This window comes from Aeromicrobium tamlense, assembly GCF_013408555.1.
In the GTDB taxonomy this organism is placed as follows: domain Bacteria; phylum Actinomycetota; class Actinomycetes; order Propionibacteriales; family Nocardioidaceae; genus Aeromicrobium; species Aeromicrobium tamlense.
The window spans coordinates 1,518,232-1,534,702 of sequence record NZ_JACBZN010000001.1 but is presented as its reverse complement, the minus strand read 5'-3'; the positions used below and the strand labels follow the sequence as shown (position 1 = coordinate 1,534,702).

Here is a 16,471-nt window from a genome sequence, read left to right as displayed (position 1 = left end):
GCGCGGGAATCACCCTCTGCGAACGACGCGATCCCTCGCCTGTAGTCAGACGCTAGTGCCGATGACCGATGAGCGACAGGTGCGGACATGGACGAAACCTACGAGTTCTGGATCAAGGGTGAGATGACTCCGGATCTACTGGACAGCTTTCGTCCGGTGAAAGTCGAGCATGCTTTCGACCACACGACGCTGCTTCTCCCGGTCCGCGACGAGCCGGAGCTGTTCGGCGTCGTGGCGCGATGTGAGGTCCTGGGACTGAAGATTCTGCGAATGGAGAAGCTGTCATGAGAGAACGGGCGGGCGTTCTCCTGTTCCCTTCGTTGCGCGGCTACCGCAAGGCATGGTTGCGCAAGGATCTGGTAGCGGCCCTGACCGTCTGGGCCGTCCTGGTGCCCGAGTCCCTCGCCTACGCGACCATCGCCGGGGTGAGTCCCGTGGTCGGGCTCTACGCGGCTGTGCCCGCGCTGGCTCTGTATGCCGCCTTCGGCAGCTCTCGGCACCTGGTCGTCGCCTCCATGTCCGGAACGGCTGCGCTCTCGGCGAGCGTCGTCGCCGGTGCCGCGCCGGCCGATGCGGACGCCTACGCCGCGCTCACGGTGGGACTGGCCCTCGTCGTGGGGCTTCTCGGCATCGTCGCAGGCTTGTGTCGACTGGGGTTTCTCTCGGCGTTCATCTCCGAGCCGGTCCTCAAGGGCTTCATCATCGGACTGGCGCTGACGATCATCGTCGGTCAGGTGCCGGCTCTCATCGGTGTGGACAAGCCGTCCGGCAGCTTCGTCGAGAAGACCTGGGGGCTCCTCGGCGAGCTCGGTGACGTGCACGGACCCACTTTGGCCATCGGAGCCGCAGCCCTCGCGCTGATCCTCGGCCTTCGTCGGTTCGTCCCGAGGGTGCCGGGGTCGCTCGTGGCCGTGCTGCTGGGCATCCTCGCCGTGACCGCCTTCGACCTTCAGGAGCGGGGGATCGAGATCGTCGGCCACATCGATGCCGGTCTGCCGACGGTCGGGCTGCCCGACATGGGATGGGGCGAGTATCTGGGGCTGGTGGGCCCTGCGGTGGGCGTCCTGCTGATCGGATTCGCGGAAGGGCTGGGGGCGGCGAAGACGTACGCGGCCCGGGAGCACTACGAGATCGACGCCAACCGTGAGCTGATCGGCATGGGCGCCGCCAACCTCGGTTCAGGGCTGGTCAACGGAATGGTGGTCAACGGCAGTCTGTCCAAGACGGCGGTCAACGGGGCTGCCGGCGCGAAGTCGCAGGTCTCGACGATCATCGTCTCAGGGCTCACCGTGATCACCCTGCTCCTGCTCACCGGTCTGTTCGAGAACCTTCCCGAGGCGGTTCTCGCGGCGGTCGTGATCGCGGCAGTGATCGACCTCGTCGACTTCGCTGCGCTGAAGCGGCTCTGGCGTGTGTGGACTCAGCCACTGGGTGACATCTACCGACGCGCGGCGCGGATCGACTTCATCGCGGCCGTGGGGACGATGGTCGGAGTGCTGCTGTTCGACACCCTCCCGGGTCTGTTCATCGGCATCGCACTGTCGGTTCTCACGCTGTTGTACCGAGCCTCCAGGCCTCATGTGCCCGTCCTGGCTCGCGAGGATCGTGGCGGCGACGCCTTGTGGCTCGACGCGGAGCGCCATCCCTCGCTCGACACGGATCCGACCGTGCTCGTCGTCCGGGTCGAAGGCGGCCTGTTCTTCGCGAACACCGACTTCGTTCGAGACCGCATTCGAGGGCTCCTGCTGCCGGAGACCCAGCTCGTGGTCATCGATGCCGAGACGACGCCGTTCATCGACGTGAGCGGTGCGTCGATGCTCGTCGAGCTGCGTGACGAGCTCGCGCTTCGCGGGATTCGTCTGCGCCTGGCGGGACAGACTGGCCAGGTGCGCGACATCATCCGGACGTCGCGCACCGGCCAGCCCGTGTTCTCGGTCCACGCCACCGTGGACGACGCGGTCAGGGCAGAATGATGTTGAATCCCGGATCGGGCGCCTGAAGCACATCGAAGAGCTGGACGAGCGACTCGACGTCTCCGTCGACCTGGAGCCCCGCCTCGCGCGCGCCGTCCACATCGCCGACAGCCAGCCGGGAGAGCGCGGGCTTGGGGACGGTCAGCACGGTCACCGTCTCGCCCGCTCGTGGCTTGCCGTAGGTGAATGCGCCATGCCGCAGCGAGGTCCGATGGCTCGATCCGTGGTCCGGGAAGTCCCAGCGCAGGGAGATGTCGAGATCCCACGCTGCGGGACCGTCGACCTTGACGGCGAGGGCATCGAAGAAGAGCTCCGGCGTCAGGTTCGCCATGATGTCGGCGGACGCGGTCTTCGTGGGCGTCCCGAAGTTGCCGTGGCGCAGTTCCATCGCCCCGGAGAGGAAGGCACTGCGCCACGTGCCGTTCTCCGCTTGGTAGCCCAACTGCTCTAGCACGTCCGCGAGGAGCTCCTTCGCGCCCTGGTGGTCGGGGTCGGCGAAGACGACGTGATCGAGGACCTGCGCCGCCCAGCGCAGATCTCCGGACTCCTGGGAGGAGCGAGCCTTGCTCACCACGGCGTCCGCGCCGCCCATGAACTCGACGTAGCGTGTCGCCGCCTCCTGGGGCGGGTGCTGCCACAGTCGAGTCGGGTTGCCGTCGTACCAGCCCATGTAGCGCTGGTAGATCGCCTTCACGTTGTGGCTCACGCTGCCGTAGTAGCCGTGCGTGCTCCATTCGCGCTCGAGCCCGGGTGGCATCGGGAAACTCTCTGCGATCTCGATTCCGGTGAGGCCCTGGTTGAGCAGGCGCAGGGTCTGCCCGTGCAGATACGCGTAGAGGTCGCGATGCGTCTCGAGGAACCTCACGACGCGTTCGTTGCCCCAGGTCGGCCAGTGGTGTGACGCGAAGACGACGTCGGAGTCGTCGCCGAACAGCTCGCGCGCCTCGTTGAGGTAGTGCGCCCACGCATTCGGATCGCGGACCACGGCCCCCCGAATGGTCAGGATGTTGTGCAGGGTGTGCGTGGCGTTCTCCGCGATGCACAGCGCGCGGCGCTGGGGGAAGTGGAAGTGCATCTCGGCGGGAGCCTCGGTCCCGGGCGCCAGCTGGAACACGATCCTGACGCCGTCGACCGTCAGCTCCTGCCCCGTCTCGGTGATCTCGGTCGTGGGCGCAATGAGCGAGACGGTGCCCGTCGACGTCGTCTGTCCGAGCCCGGCTCCGATCCCTCCGCCGGCATGCCGGGGGAGAGCGGCGCCGTACATGTACCCGGCACGGCGCCCCATCGCCGTGCCGGCGTAGAGATTCTCGGCGATGGCGGGCTCCATGAACCCGACCGGCGCGATCACCTCCACCTCGCCGGCATCGACCGCCTCCTGCGTGGTGACTCCCTTGACGCCTCCGAAGTGGTCCACGTGGCAGTGGGTGTAGATGACGGCCACGACGTCGCGCTCACCTCGATGCTCTCGGTAGATCTTGAGGGCCGCGGCTGCGGTCTCGGTGCTGATCAACGGGTCGATGACGATGACGCCGGAGTCGCCTTCGACGAAGGTGATGTTGGAGAGGTCGAAGCCTCGCACCTGGTAGATGCCGTCGGTCACCTCGAAGAGCCCCTTCATGGCCACCAGCTGGGACTGGCGCCACAGACTCGGATTGGCGGTGGCGGGAGCATCGGCGTCCAGGAACTGGTACGCGTCGCAGTCCCACACGACCTCGCCGTCCTCGTTAGTGATCGTTCCGGGCTCGAGCGAGGCGATGTGGCCCCGTCGTGCATCGTCGAAGTCCTGGGTGTCCTCGAACGGGTAGGGGGTCTCGTCAGCCATCATGCTCTCCTGTGGGTGTGATGGGTCGTCCCCACTGTCTGCCGCCGATGGGCGACTCGCTTCATCCTCGCGAGGTGATCTCAGCGTTCGTGTCTTCTTCGTAGCCTGACGGCGTGAGGCGGTCTTGGTCGCGCTACCGGCGACGCTTCGGGTCGCGTGAGACGCTGCCTGCCGACGCGAAAGCCGGCTTCGTGCTCGGTGTCGAGAGCGTGCCGGACGGGCTCGCAGCGGGGCTGCTCGCGGGGGTGAATCCCGTCTTCGGGCTCTACGGGTACCTGATGGGCACCTTGGCGGGCGCGTTCGCCACGGGATCGTTCTTCATGACGGTCCAGGTCACGGGGGCGATGGCGGTGACGATCTCGGACGTTCCCCTGACGCAGAGCGGCGAGCAGGCGGGGCCGGCCCTGGCCACGCTCGCGGTGCTGACGGGCGTCATCATGCTGGGTCTGGGCATCGCAGGGCTCGGCAGTCTCGTGCGCTTCATCCCGGCGTCGGTGCTGATCGGGTTCGTCAACGCTGTCGCCGTCAACATCGTCCTGGGGCAGTTCGACAACTTCACCGGCTACGAGAGCGAGGGCGCCAATCGCGTCCTGCGCGCGCTCGACACCGTGTTCCATCCCGGCCGGCTCAGCCTCCTGTCGATCATCATCGGCCTGCTGACCGTGGCCCTGATCCTGGGACTCGAGCGCACGCGCATCGGCCCCCTCGGACTGGTGCTCGCGATCATCGTCGCGTCCGGAGTGGCCGCGCTCTTCCCCGATGACGTCAGCGTGCTCGCAGACCTGACGACGGTTCCCGACTCCTTGCCGACACCACAGATGCCAGCGCTCGAGCTCGTCCCGGCTCTGATCCTCCCGGCGCTCTCCCTCGCGCTCATCGGGCTGGTCCAGGGCGCGGCCGTGAGTGGTTCGGTACCCAACCCCGACGGCCGGTACCCGGATCCGTCGACCGACTTCCGCGGGCAGGGGATCGCCAACATCGTCACAGGTCTGATGCGGGGAATGCCCGTGGGTGGGTCCATGTCGGCGACGTCACTGGTGCGCTCGGCAGGTGCTCGGACGGCGACCGCGAACGTCGTCGCCGCCGTGACGATGGCATTGGCGATCGTGCTGTCAGCGCAGATCATGGGCTACGTCGCGATGCCTGCTCTGGCGGCATTGCTGATCGTGGTGGGACTTCGGACCTTCAAGATTCACGACATCATGCTGGTGGTCCGCACGGGGCCGGTGCCGGCGACCGTCCTGGTGACGACGTTCGGGCTCACACTCCTGCTGCCGTTGCAGTACGCGGTCCTCGCCGGGGTGGCGATTGCCGTGGTGCTTCACGTCGCGCGTCAGTCCAACACGGTTGTGGTCCGACGGTGGACATTCGACGATGCGTCAGTCATGCCGATCGAGGGCGAGCCGCCGCGCACGCTCGCCCCGCAGGACGAGGTGATCGTCACCGTCTACGGCAGCCTGTTCTTCGCTGCTGCTCCGGTGTTCCTGGCGCAGCTCCCGTCAGTTCCGGCGTCCTGCAGGGGGACGGTCGTGATCCTGCGTCTGCGCGGCAAGGACGATCTGGGGAGCACGTTCATCCGGGCGGTCTCTGCTTATGCCGGAGAGCTGAATCGAGCAGGCGGCACGCTGATGGTGGCGGGTGTGAGCCGTGCCGTGACACGACAGCTGGAGGCCACGGGGGTCATCGCGATCATCGGCCGTGACCACGTATTCGAGGCCGAGGACCGCGTCGGGAGCTCCCTGGCCAAGGCGCGCGAGGCTGCGGATCGGTGGCGCGCTGGGAGCGCTTGAGCGACAGCGTCGTCGCCCGCGAGACTTCACCCCGAGGGAATGAGAGAACGTTCCGAGAACGGGGGGAGCATCGTGCTCATGGAACCGTCGCGAACGGCAGTCGACCGGCCGGTGCTCCCGCGGGGAACGGTCCTCGTCCTGACCTTCACGTCAGTGCTCTTGGGGGCACTCGCGCTGCGGTCGTTCGCGGACACGCTCGCACCCGTGCTCCTGGCCTTGATCTTCGCGATCTCGGCGGCGCCCCTCCGCACGGTGTTCACGCGTCGCGGACTTCCCGAGTGGTTCGGCACGGCCGCCAGCGTGGTGCTCGTCTATCTGATCGTTCTCGGGTTTGCATGGGCAGCCTTGGCCACCGCGTTGAGGTTCTCGGCGCTGCTCGGCGAGTACAGCGCCGAGCTGCACGCGAAGATCATGGAGCTGGGTGACTGGATGGCTCGCATCGGCCTGGACGAGGACGAGTCGCGGAGCATTCTGGCGCGGATCGACGTCGGAAAGCTTGTCGACTTCGCGGCGGGCGTACTCGGGGGCCTGACGGGGGTGCTCACGAGCTTCTTCTTCATCGTCATCCTGTTGTTCTTCCTGGTGACCGACAGCGCCGGGTTCGTGCGCAAGCTCTCGACGCTGTCGAACCGCGGTCGCACGATGGCGGAGGCTCTGACGATCTTCGCCGACGGGACCCGGTCCTACCTGCGCGTCTCCACCCTGTTCGGCGCGGCGGTGGCTCTGGTCGATGTGGGCGCCCTGTACCTGCTGGACATCCGGGACCCGTGGCTGTGGGGACTGCTGGCCTTCCTGACGAACTACATCCCCAACATCGGCTTCATCATCGGACTGGTGCCCCCCGCGGTCGTGGGACTGTTGGACCACGGTCTCGGGACGGCGGTCGCGGTCGTCGTCGTCTACTCGGTCGTCAACTTCTTGCTGCAGACCGTCGTCCAGCCGCGTGTCGTGGGGGAGGCGGTCGGCTTGTCCGCCTCGATCAGCTTCCTCTCCCTGCTGGTCTGGACCGCGATCTTCGGTGGCATCGGTGCGCTGATCGCCGTCCCGATGACCATCCTCGTCCGCGCCATCTTCATCGACACCGATCCCGAGCGAACGTGGCTGGGCCCCCTCCTCTCCGGTGGGAATGACGCGCCGGAAACCCCCAGCTGATCCGAGCGAGCGCATCCCCGCCTGCGCAGATCACCTCGCGAGTGTGATCCCATGCCGACGTCAAGAACGCCATGATCCGTACCGACGGTAGGAGTCGCGCACCCGGCGCGGCCCGTCGAACGACGAAAGAGGCACATGGTGGACGACTTCTGGGACTTCTTCTGGCTCTCGATCAGCATCTTCTTCCTGGTGGCCTATCTGATCGTGATGTTCCAGGTCATCGTCGACCTGTTCCGTGATCGGTCGCTGTCAGGGTGGTGGAAGGCCGTGTGGGTCTTCTTCCTGATCGTCCTGCCCATGGTGACGGCGTTGGCGTACCTCGTGGTGCGAGGAGGCGGCATGGCGTCGCGCACGGCAGCGGAGATCGAGGCCTCCAAGGCCGAGGCGGACGACTACATCCGCTCGGTGGCCGCGACGCCCTCGCCGGCCGACCAGATCGCGTCGGCGAAGAGCCTGCTCGATGCGGGGACGATCACCGAGCAGGAGTTCACGGCATTGAAGAACAAGGCGCTGTCCTGACCGTGGATGCCACGGCCGATGGACACTGACGAGCCCGGACCTGGGGTCGGCGGCCGGCTTCGTTCGCGGCTCGCGCGCGTGCCGGTCGCCGCGAGACTCCTGGCGGAGTTCATGCGGATCGAGTTCATCGACCGGTGCATGCTGATCGCTGCGCAAGGGCTGCTGGCGCTGATTCCGGTGCTCGTGGTCCTCTCGGCGTTCCTGCCCCAGCTGTCGGATGCCGCGGTGAGGGTGTTCGCGACGGCCGCTGGGGTCGGCGCCGAGGGGACCGCGGTGATCGGTGGAGAGGTGAGCCTGGACCAGGTTCGCACGCAGACCGGGGTCATCGGGCTGCTCATCACGATCTTCTCCGCCTCGAGCTTCGCCCGTGCCATTCAGCGCATGTACGAGAGCGTCTGGGGCATCGGACACATCGGGGGCGTGTCGGGCTTCAGGCGATGTCTGACCTGGCTGATCGGCTGGCTCGTCACGCTGCAGTTCGTTGCCGCGCTCCGCACCCTCATCCGCGGCATCGACGGTGGGCTGGGCGACGCGATCGGCTTCGGCCTCCAGTGCGTGATCCTCTCGGCGATCTGGTGGGTCACTGCGTGGATGCTGCTGTTCGGCCGCGTCTCTTGGGCGTCGTTGGCGCTCGGCGCATGGCTCACGGGATGTCTCGGCGTGCTTTACAACCGCATCTCGGCGCGGGTCATGCCGATCTACGTCGATGCGAATGCCGATCAGTTCGGCACGCTGGGCGTCATTCTGGCGGTGACGACGTGGCTGATCGGCTTCGCGGGAGTGATGGTCGCGTCCGCTCTCGTGGGTCGCGTGGTGTGGGAGGAGACGTCCCTGTCCAGGGTTGCGAAGCGCCTGAAGCTCACCCGCTGAGGGTGGTGACGGAGTCCGGCGAGCAGTTCATGGTGGAACGACGGTAGTCAGCGACTCGGGGTGGGAGGTTCCGCATGGCGACTTCACTGCGCGGCGTCAAGGTGGGAGGCCGTACGGCGATGTTCGCCGTGCTGACGATGATCCTGGCACTCGGCGGGGTGGCCTGGGCGCCGACGGCAGTGGCCGAGGATCCGGGCGAGCTCGATGTCACGAAGACCGTCACTGGATGGACGAGCGGACAGGTCGTCGAGCCGGGGGATTCGTTCGTGTACTCCATCACGATCTCGTGCACGAACATCGGTTCGGGAGGGTGCACCAACGCGGTGCTCACCGACCCGCTGCCGGAGGGCATCATCCTCGACGCCGACAGCACGGTGACGGTCCAGGGCGCCAGCGGCACGGTCCAGACGTCCGGTGATGACGTCACGGTCACGTTCACCGAGCCGTTGACCGACCCGCCGGGATCGCAGGGTCTGCCCGCTGGGGCGACCGTTACCGTCAACATCCCCGTGAGGGTCGATCCGGACATCGATCCTCAGCTCGACGGCGAGGACCTCGTCAACGTGGCGACGGCGGACGGCACCAACACCGAACCCGACGACGGCACCTTCGTCGTGGTCCCCGACATCCCCATCGTCGTCGAGGCCGGGGCGTCGAAGGCCTTCGAGCCGCCCAGCGGCTTGGCGGTTCCCGGGACGGGGACGACGCTGAGCCTCAGCGGCGGCAACGAGTCCAACGTCCCCGTCGCCACCGTGCAGATCACCGACCCGTCGGACCCGGCTGCCGCCCCGAATCCGTTCACCTACCTGGGTCTGACGAGCAGCACCCTCGACATCGCACTCCCCGACGGAGCCGAGCAGGTCCAGGTCGACGCGTATGTCGACGGTGCGTGGGTCGAGGGCACCCCTGGCGCTCCGCCGGCCACGCTGCCCACCGGAGTCACGCCGGGAGACGTCACCGGACTCCGCATCACCTTCATCAGCACCGACGGCGATGACATTCCGCCTGGCGCTGAGGGAACGGCGTCCGTGCCCCTGGAGCAGCGCGACAACATCGCCGAGGCAGGTGTCGGAGCGATCGACAATGAGGTCTCGACGGTGGTCGCGACCGACGAGCAGACCTCGGACCCGGCAACGGCCGACGCCCAGTACACGATCACGTCCTCGGATCTGGACACCGGCGCCACGAAGACCTTCACGCCGGACGAGATCGCGGTCGGTGGAACGAGCACCGTGAGCCTGACCGGCACGAACGACAGTGAGCTGACCCTCGACACGATGACGATCGCCGAGCCCGGATCAGCGGGACCGAACCCCTTCGAGAACGGGTTGACGTTCACCGGGTGGGAGGACCCCCTCGTCTGGCCGACCGGTGCGACCGGTGCCTCCGTGACCTACGACTTCGCGGACGGCACCAGCACGACGCTCGAGACCACGGAGCCGAACACCCTTCCCGACCCGCCCGACGGCAGCCAGGTCACCGGCTTCACGGTCGAGTTCACGGGCCCCATCGTGCCGGGGGCGACGGCCACCCTCAACTTCGGCGTCACCGCGCCGGACACCCAGCCGCTGCCGCAGTTCACGCGTCCCAACACGATCGACGTCGACACGACCGCGCCCGGCGGATTCTCGGGCGACGCCACGGCCACGGACGACCTGATCACGTACCAGCGGCGGCTGGACGTGGACGTGTCCAAGCGGATCAGCCCGACAGAGATCTTCTCGATCCCCGGACAGGTCGTCACGGTGCTGCTCAGCGGCACGCTGGAGGAGTTCCCGGCGTCGACGACGGACGCCACCGAGATCATCGTCCAAGACCCGGCCGACCTCGAATCGGACTCCTGGTACGACTCCTTCGCCCCCACCGCGATCACCGAGACGCCGATCCCGGCGGACGCGACGCTGACCGTCCAGTACTGGGATGGAGAGGAGTGGGTCGACGTCCCGGGGATGGTCGACCTCGCCGGTCCACAGATCTTCAGCGGGCCACTGCCGCCCGAGGTCCAGGAGAACGCGCAGGGCATCAGGTTCGTCTACGACAGCGATGACGGCTTCCCACCGGGCACGACGGTGAGTCCGAACATCAGCTACGAGCTGCGGCCGGAGGCGGCTGGAACAGACCTCGACGTGGAGAACTGCGCGGCTTCCTCGGCCAGCGCACCGGACGCCGATCCAGCCTCAGCGGACACGGCGGAGTGCCCGGACATCGATCTCGTGCCACCCGACCCGGGCAGTGCCGACTTCATCGACAAGGCCTGGGACGTCGACCTGCTCGGCGAGCGCACGGGTCGTGAGGCGGGCTTCCGTATCGACTGGTCCACCAGCGGTGCCAGCAACATCGACCAGATGGTCATCTCGGACCAGCCGCAGCCGAGTGCCGCCACGGTTCCCGACTCCGTCTTCGACACCTTCGACCTCGTGCGGATCGATCCGATCACGCCTGCCACGGATCCGCACCTGACGTACGACCGCGTGGCACGTGTCGAGCTCTTCAGCCTCGCGGCCGGCGGGTGGGTCGACGCACCCGGTGATCCGTGTCCGGCGGCGTGCGACGGCACCTTCCCCGGGTACGACGTCCCCACCGGCTCTCAGAACGACATCATCGCCTTCCGTCTGGTCTATGAGGAGAGCCCGACCCGCGCCGACCGGATCGGCGGCGATCCGACCGCGCCTCAGGTGGGTTCCGGCGTCGCGGCCTCCAGCGGCAACGACCGGGAGATCCATGCCGTCATGCGCCTGCGCGACGATCGACGATCCGATCCCACCCTCCCGGTGATCGCTTCTGCGACCTACAACGTCGCCGAGCAGCCCGGCGACGTGCGCAACACCGCGCGCGCCAGCGTGATCGTCGACGACGAGGTCTACGTGGACCAGGACGCGAGCGACATCATCACCATCTCCCCGGTGCCGCTCACGGTCTCGCTGACGAAGGACTGGACGGGAGGACCCTTGAGCGTGCCCGCACCCGGAGTGCCGTTCCCGGACTCCTGGCCCACCGCACGGATGACACTCGACGCGGAGAACACCACCCCCCGCCAGATCGATCGGCTGACCATCACGGACCCCACCGGACTGGCCGATCCGTTCGACTCCTTCAACCTGCGTGGCTTCGTGTCGATCACCGATCCGGCCGACATCGGCGCCGACGGGCTCACCGTCACCCTGACGCTCGAGGGCGGTGGCACTCGGATCCTCAGCCGCTCCGAGGCCCTGCTGGCGCCTGAGTCGGACCTGACCGACGTCGTGGGCTTCGAGCTCGTCTACACGGGCCGCATCACTGAAGGAGCCCACGCGGTCGTCGAGGCGGACACCCGTCTACGCCCGACCTCACGGGCCGATGGTGCGCCGGTAGAGCCCGGGACCACAGTCGACAATCGGGCGACCACGGTCGGTGAGGATCTCATCGACTACCCGGACACTCCGGAGGTCAGCAGCACCGCGAGCGACAGCGCCGACATCGACCTGTTGGCATCGGGCATCGGGCTCGAGGTCCAGAAGTCGTTCGACCCGGCCAGCCAGACCGAGCCCGATCGCGCCCCAGTCACGATGACCCTCTCCGGCCAGCCCAGCGGACCCTCGCGAGCAGTCGAGATGGTGCTGACGGACGTGGACGCCTCGTTCTGGAACCAGTACGACTTCGTCGGCTTCGGTGACGGCTTCGCCTTCACCGCCCCGATCGATCAGGTCCGGGTCGACGTCCTGACGGGCGGCACCTTCGTCGAGACTAGCTCCGGGGTCGAGCTCGAGGGTGCCACGTGGACCGAGGGCGAGGAGTCCACGTCGCTGGTGCTTCCGGAGGGGATCGCCGCAGGGGACGTGCAGGGTCTGCGCCTCACCTTCACCCGTGCCGACGGCCAGATCTGGGAGAACCCCGCCACCCCGACCCAGCTCGTTCCGCTGGAGGTTCAGCGACGCGAGCATATGCACACCGGCGGCGACGTCCCGAGCGATCTGGCCGGGAGCGAGCCGGCGCCGGGAGAGACCGTTGCCGGGCAGGCGACGAACACGATCACGGGGGATGCCCTCGCCGCCGACGTCGACGCGAACGGCGATCCCCTTCAAGCCGAGGACGACGTCACCGCGCCGATCCTCTACCGTCACGCGAACAACGCGGTGCAGGTCACCAAGTCGCCCAGCGGCGCACAAGCCCCCGGCGCGTCCATCCCCTACGAGTTGACCTTCACCAACACCGGCGACGTGCCGATCGTCGACCCGGTGATCACCGACCGGCTTCCGACCGACGCCGATGGACCTCTGCTGGTGCTGAACCCTGACACCGACGAGCACTACGGCTATGCCCTCAGCGGGCCCGCCCCCGATCCGGCGAGCGGACCACCGATGCCGACCGATCCCGCAGCTGTGTCGGTCGCGGAGGGGCCCGATCTGCTCACCTTCACCTTCCCGGAGGACACGGTCCTGGAGGTCGGACAGACCTACACGATCACGGTCGACCTCGTGTTCCGACCGGGGCTGCCGGGCAACACCACGGTGACCAACACGACGGGGATCGTCGGTGACCGGGCCTGGGACGGCTGCGAGACGTCGCTCGATCCCGACACGGGGGAGTGCCGCACCTCCGCGACCGTCTACCCGACCACGGCCGGGGCACTGCGCGGCACCAAGACCGTGCAAGCGGTCGACAGCGAGCTGGGAGTGCTCGACACCCGTGACGCGGGCTGCGACGCCGATTCCGAGGGCTTCTATGCGGGCGGGTGCGTACCCGTGACCAAGCCCGGTGGCGAGGACGTCTGGCGGATGACCTTCACCAACACGGGCAACCTGCCGATGGATCAGGTGTACGCACTCGATCGGCTGCCTGCCGTCGGGGACACCGGGGCCATCGTGACGCTGCCTCGCGAGTCGCAGTGGCGCCCCACGCCCACCTCGCTGCGGTTCGCCGGCGCCAGCCTCGGCGACGTGAGCTCGATCCGAGTCTTCTACGACGCCGACGACGACATCTGCACCACCGACCTGGAGACCCTGGACGGCTGTCCGGACGGGGAGTGGACCCTCATCGACGAGAGCGCCGACCCTGCGGACGGCTGGACCGTGCAACTGCCCGCAGACGCCCGAGCGCTGAAGTTCGAGATGGACTTCTTCGACGAGTTGCTCCAGCCGACCGGCACGGTGCGACTGGACCTCACCACCACGGCTCCAGCGCAGTCGCCGACCGTGGGCTCCGACACGATCGCGTGGAACACCGTGGCCCAGGCCGGTCGGACGAACGATGCCGGGACCCTCGGCCTGGCGCCGCGAGCGGAGGGGAACAAGGTCGGGGTCGCGCTGGCCACCGGGCCGTTGGAGATCACCAAGGTCGTGGAGGGCCCCGCCTCCGAGTACGCCCCGTCCTCCTTCGAGCTGACGATCGAATGCACCTCGGTCGGGCAGCCGGTGGATCTGGGGGATCAGTCGCCGGTCGTGCTCGAGGCTGGGGAGGTCGTTCGCATCGACGGCGTGCCCTGGGGGTCGGAGTGCACCGTCAGCGAGGACGTCACGGCGGCCGGAGCGACCGCGTTCGACACCACCACTGTGACGGTGGCGCGCGAGGGCGAGCCGGTGGCTCTGGTCACGGCGACCAATACGTACGAGGACGCGTCGCTTCGTCTGGCGAAGGACGTTCGGGACTCGGCGGTCGATCAGGACGGGAATCCGATCGTCTACGGGCCCTTCCGGTTCCGCGTCACGTGCACCTTCCTGGACGAACCGGTCTACGCCGCCGGCTACGGCCCGACGCGCCCGATGGTCGCCGTCTTCGACTCGGGCGAGACCTGGACCCTGAGCGAGCTTCCCGCCGGCTCCGAGTGCGTGGCGACCGAGACCGACCGCGGGGGAGCCGAGGAGACGGAGTCGTCCGGCACCACCGCCGACGGCACCGAGACGGGTTCGGAGTCGCTCGACCTGGTCCTGACCCCCGATGGCGATGACCCGGTCGTCACGAACGAGGTGACCTTCACGAACGTCTTCGCGGTGGGATCCCTCGTGCTCACGAAGATCGTCGAAGGCGACGGCGCCGCCACCTTCGGAGCCGGCCCGTTCACGATTCACTTGTCCTGTCAGGACGTGCGCGGTGACTCCGTCTGGGACGGTGACGTCGTGCTGGGCGGGGACCAGCCGTTGACCACGACGATCGAGAACATGGACGTCGGCGCCACCTGCACCGCGGAGGAGACCGGTACCGGAGGAGCAACGCGCTCGGTCGTCGATCCCGCGGGTCCCTTCGAGATCACCTCGGACGATCCGGTCACCGTCACCGCGACGAACACCTTCGATCTGGGCTCCGTGCGAATCGAGAAGCGGCTGCGGGGTGACGGGGTCGACGAGCTCGATCCCGGCCTGGAGTTCACGGTCGCACTCGCCTGCACGCTCGATGTCGACGGCGTCGAGACGAAGATTCCGATCAGCGACGACGGCGAGCGGGTTCTCTCCAGAGCCGATGGTCTGTCCGTCGTCTTCGACGATCTGCCGGTCGGTGCCCAGTGCGTCGTGAGCGAGCCGGACGACGGTGGCGCCGATGACACCTCGATCTCGCCGACGGCGCTGACGGTCGGTGGGGACGAGGTTGCCGAGGTCGTGGTCACGAACACCTTCGACCCAGCCGAGCTGGGGCCGACCGACGACTCGGATCCCGCGAGCAGCGGTCCCGAGGCCCACACCGGCGGCCGCGTTGTGGAGAACAGCCGTCTGCTTCTCTGGGGCTCTCTCGTTGCCTTGTTGGTGGCGCTGGCGGCGGGCGTGGCCCGGCATCGTCGTAGGCCATGACGAGCCGCCGCTCGCTCCTGCTCGTCATGACAGCGGCGTTCGCCCTCGCCCTGGCGCTGGGTGCCGCCTACTTTCTGATGCGGGATGACCCGTCAGGGTACGCCAGCCAGGACCTCGACGGCCGGACGGTCGAGTGGGATCGTCGGCCGGACGCGGAGGGGTCGGCCGTCCGCGAGACGGGGGAGCGGTTCGAGGTGGCGTCAGTCGACTTGTCGGTACCTCTGCTGAGCGCCGTCGTCGCCAACGGCGAGATCAATCCACCGACGCTGACCGACGCCTTCTGGTACCGCGAGACGGCCGAGCTGGGCGGCCCCGGAACGTCGGTGATTGCTCTGCATGCGGTGCGCGGCGGCCGGGGTCCGGGGAATGCCCTGGTCGACGTCGAGGGGGCGAATCCAGCGCTGCGGGTTCACCCGGGCGACCTCCTGGATGCCGGCTCGGTCCGCTATCAGGTCACGGGAACGATGATCGCCTCCAAGCAGGAGACAGCGGCAGACCCACGCATCTGGGGAGAGAGCGACCACGACGCATTGGCCGTCATCACGTGCGTACCGACCGACGACCGCAACGCCGTGATCTTCGCGACTGCCGTCGGAAACACCGAGTAGGGGAGTGGGACCCCCATGAGCCGAGCCGACGAGAGCTTCACGAAGACCTTCGATGTCGTGTGCGTCTTCGTCCTGTCGATCACCGCGGTCCTGACCGCGTGGTGCGGGTTCGAGGCATCGAAGTGGGGTGGCGAGATGTCGATCGCCTTCAGCCAGGCATCGGGAGCCCGCATCCAGTCGACCGCCGAAGAGAGCCGCGCGAACGCCGCCCGGCAGTACGACCTCACCATCTACACCGAATGGGTCCGTGCCGTGCAGGACGACCGGGACGAGCTCAGGACGTTCATCGAGGACCGGTTCACCCCCGAGTTTCGAGTCGCGTTCGACGCGTGGAACGCCGACGGCCGCCAAGCGCTCGGCCCGTTCAGGATGGAGCAGTACGTCCCGCCGGGCACGAACGAAGCAGCGGTCTTGAACAAGCGCGCCGACGACAGGTTCGAGGCGGCACTCGTCCACAACCAGCGAGGCGACAACTACGCACTGCTCACGGTCCTGTTCGCTCTCGTGCTCTTCCTGACCGCACTCTCGCAACGCGACATCGCCACGCGCATGAGACGGGTGCTGCTCATGCTCGCGATCGCGATAGGCCTCGCCGGCGTGGCCGTCATGCTGACCTTTCCGATCAAGATCTGAGATTCGGCTGCGCGTGCCCGCGGGTATCACCTCCGACGGGTGATGTGAGCGGGTCCGCTCGAGATCGACCATGACAGCGGGGACGAGATCGTCCCAAGACATGGAGAGGACATCGTGATGGCAGTGTCGCCGAAGGACCCCGAACGGATCGTCGTCGAGGGACAGCAGGAGGTGCTGGAGCGGCTTCCGTTCTCCGACACTCGAGACTTCGAGGACGCGCGGAGGGGCTTCCTCGGCGCTCGCACGCCGAACGCGATAACCAACGACGAGGGCACCGTCGTCTGGGACAACGACACGTATGACTTCCTCACCGGTGACGCTCCGGACACGGTGAACCCCAGCCTGT

Annotated in this window: 10 protein-coding genes; 9 read left to right on the top strand and 1 reads right to left on the bottom strand. The window is 67.7% G+C overall.

Features of this window, described 5'->3' with window-relative positions:
• Positions 1–87: 87 nt before the first annotated feature.
• Together BJ975_RS07665 and BJ975_RS07660 are read left to right on the top strand one after the other, a co-directional pair.
• Positions 88–288 (top strand): hypothetical protein, encoded by a 201-nt coding sequence (locus BJ975_RS07665; protein ID WP_179424570.1) that lies wholly within the window; start codon positions 88–90, stop codon positions 286–288.
• Positions 285–1,973: a SulP family inorganic anion transporter gene (locus BJ975_RS07660; RefSeq protein WP_179424569.1), complete on the top strand. Its 1,689-nt coding sequence runs from the start codon at positions 285–287 to the stop codon at positions 1,971–1,973. The genes BJ975_RS07665 and BJ975_RS07660 overlap by 4 nt, the downstream gene beginning before the upstream one ends.
• On the opposite strand, the gene BJ975_RS07655 is transcribed toward BJ975_RS07660, so the two are convergent.
• Positions 1,960–3,795 (bottom strand): alkyl/aryl-sulfatase, encoded by a 1,836-nt coding sequence (locus BJ975_RS07655; RefSeq protein ID WP_179424568.1) that lies wholly within the window; start codon positions 3,793–3,795, stop codon positions 1,960–1,962. The two genes, BJ975_RS07660 and BJ975_RS07655, sit on opposite strands and share 14 nt — an antisense overlap.
• 113 nt (positions 3,796–3,908) lie before the next feature.
• On the opposite strand from BJ975_RS07655, the gene BJ975_RS07650 reads away from it, so the two are divergent.
• The 7 genes from BJ975_RS07650 to BJ975_RS07620 all read left to right on the top strand — a co-directional run bounded on the left by BJ975_RS07650 (position 3,909) and on the right by BJ975_RS07620 (position 16,125).
• Positions 3,909–5,585, top strand: coding sequence for a SulP family inorganic anion transporter (locus BJ975_RS07650; RefSeq protein WP_218845762.1), 1,677 nt, complete (start codon positions 3,909–3,911; stop codon positions 5,583–5,585).
• Between the two features lie 78 nt (positions 5,586–5,663).
• Positions 5,664–6,737, top strand: coding sequence for an AI-2E family transporter (locus tag BJ975_RS07645; protein ID WP_179424567.1), 1,074 nt, complete (start codon positions 5,664–5,666; stop codon positions 6,735–6,737).
• A 135-nt stretch (positions 6,738–6,872) separates the two neighbouring features.
• Positions 6,873–7,256, top strand: a complete 384-nt coding sequence (locus BJ975_RS07640) for an SHOCT domain-containing protein (RefSeq protein ID WP_179424566.1) — start codon at positions 6,873–6,875, stop codon at positions 7,254–7,256.
• Between the two features lie 111 nt (positions 7,257–7,367).
• Entirely contained in the window at positions 7,368–8,126 is a 759-nt protein-coding gene (locus tag BJ975_RS07635) for a hypothetical protein (RefSeq protein ID WP_179424565.1), read from the top strand.
• 74 nt (positions 8,127–8,200) lie between these two features.
• Positions 8,201–14,884 (top strand): DUF5979 domain-containing protein, encoded by a 6,684-nt coding sequence (locus BJ975_RS07630; RefSeq protein WP_179424564.1) that lies wholly within the window; start codon positions 8,201–8,203, stop codon positions 14,882–14,884.
• Positions 14,881–15,492 (top strand): class F sortase, encoded by a 612-nt coding sequence (locus BJ975_RS07625; RefSeq protein WP_179424563.1) that lies wholly within the window; start codon positions 14,881–14,883, stop codon positions 15,490–15,492. The genes BJ975_RS07630 and BJ975_RS07625 overlap by 4 nt, the downstream gene beginning before the upstream one ends.
• A 15-nt stretch (positions 15,493–15,507) precedes the next feature.
• Positions 15,508–16,125, top strand: coding sequence for a hypothetical protein (locus BJ975_RS07620; RefSeq protein WP_179424562.1), 618 nt, complete (start codon positions 15,508–15,510; stop codon positions 16,123–16,125).
• Positions 16,126–16,471: the final 346 nt, after the last annotated feature.

Excerpts from the sequence above, each read along its gene's own strand:
- BJ975_RS07660 (WP_179424569.1), top strand. The coding sequence starts at position 285 with ATGAGAGAACGGGCGGGCGTTCTCCTGTTCCCTTCGTTGCGCGGCTAC.
- BJ975_RS07665 (WP_179424570.1), top strand. The coding sequence starts at position 88 with ATGGACGAAACCTACGAGTTCTGGATCAAGGGTGAGATGACTCCGGAT.
- BJ975_RS07620 (WP_179424562.1), top strand. The coding sequence starts at position 15,508 with ATGAGCCGAGCCGACGAGAGCTTCACGAAGACCTTCGATGTCGTGTGC.
- BJ975_RS07625 (WP_179424563.1), top strand. The coding sequence starts at position 14,881 with ATGACGAGCCGCCGCTCGCTCCTGCTCGTCATGACAGCGGCGTTCGCC.
- BJ975_RS07655 (WP_179424568.1), bottom strand. The coding sequence starts at position 3,795 with ATGGCTGACGAGACCCCCTACCCGTTCGAGGACACCCAGGACTTCGAC.
- BJ975_RS07630 (WP_179424564.1), top strand. The coding sequence starts at position 8,201 with ATGGCGACTTCACTGCGCGGCGTCAAGGTGGGAGGCCGTACGGCGATG.
- BJ975_RS07645 (WP_179424567.1), top strand. The coding sequence starts at position 5,664 with ATGGAACCGTCGCGAACGGCAGTCGACCGGCCGGTGCTCCCGCGGGGA.
- BJ975_RS07640 (WP_179424566.1), top strand. The coding sequence starts at position 6,873 with ATGGTGGACGACTTCTGGGACTTCTTCTGGCTCTCGATCAGCATCTTC.
- BJ975_RS07635 (WP_179424565.1), top strand. The coding sequence starts at position 7,368 with ATGCGGATCGAGTTCATCGACCGGTGCATGCTGATCGCTGCGCAAGGG.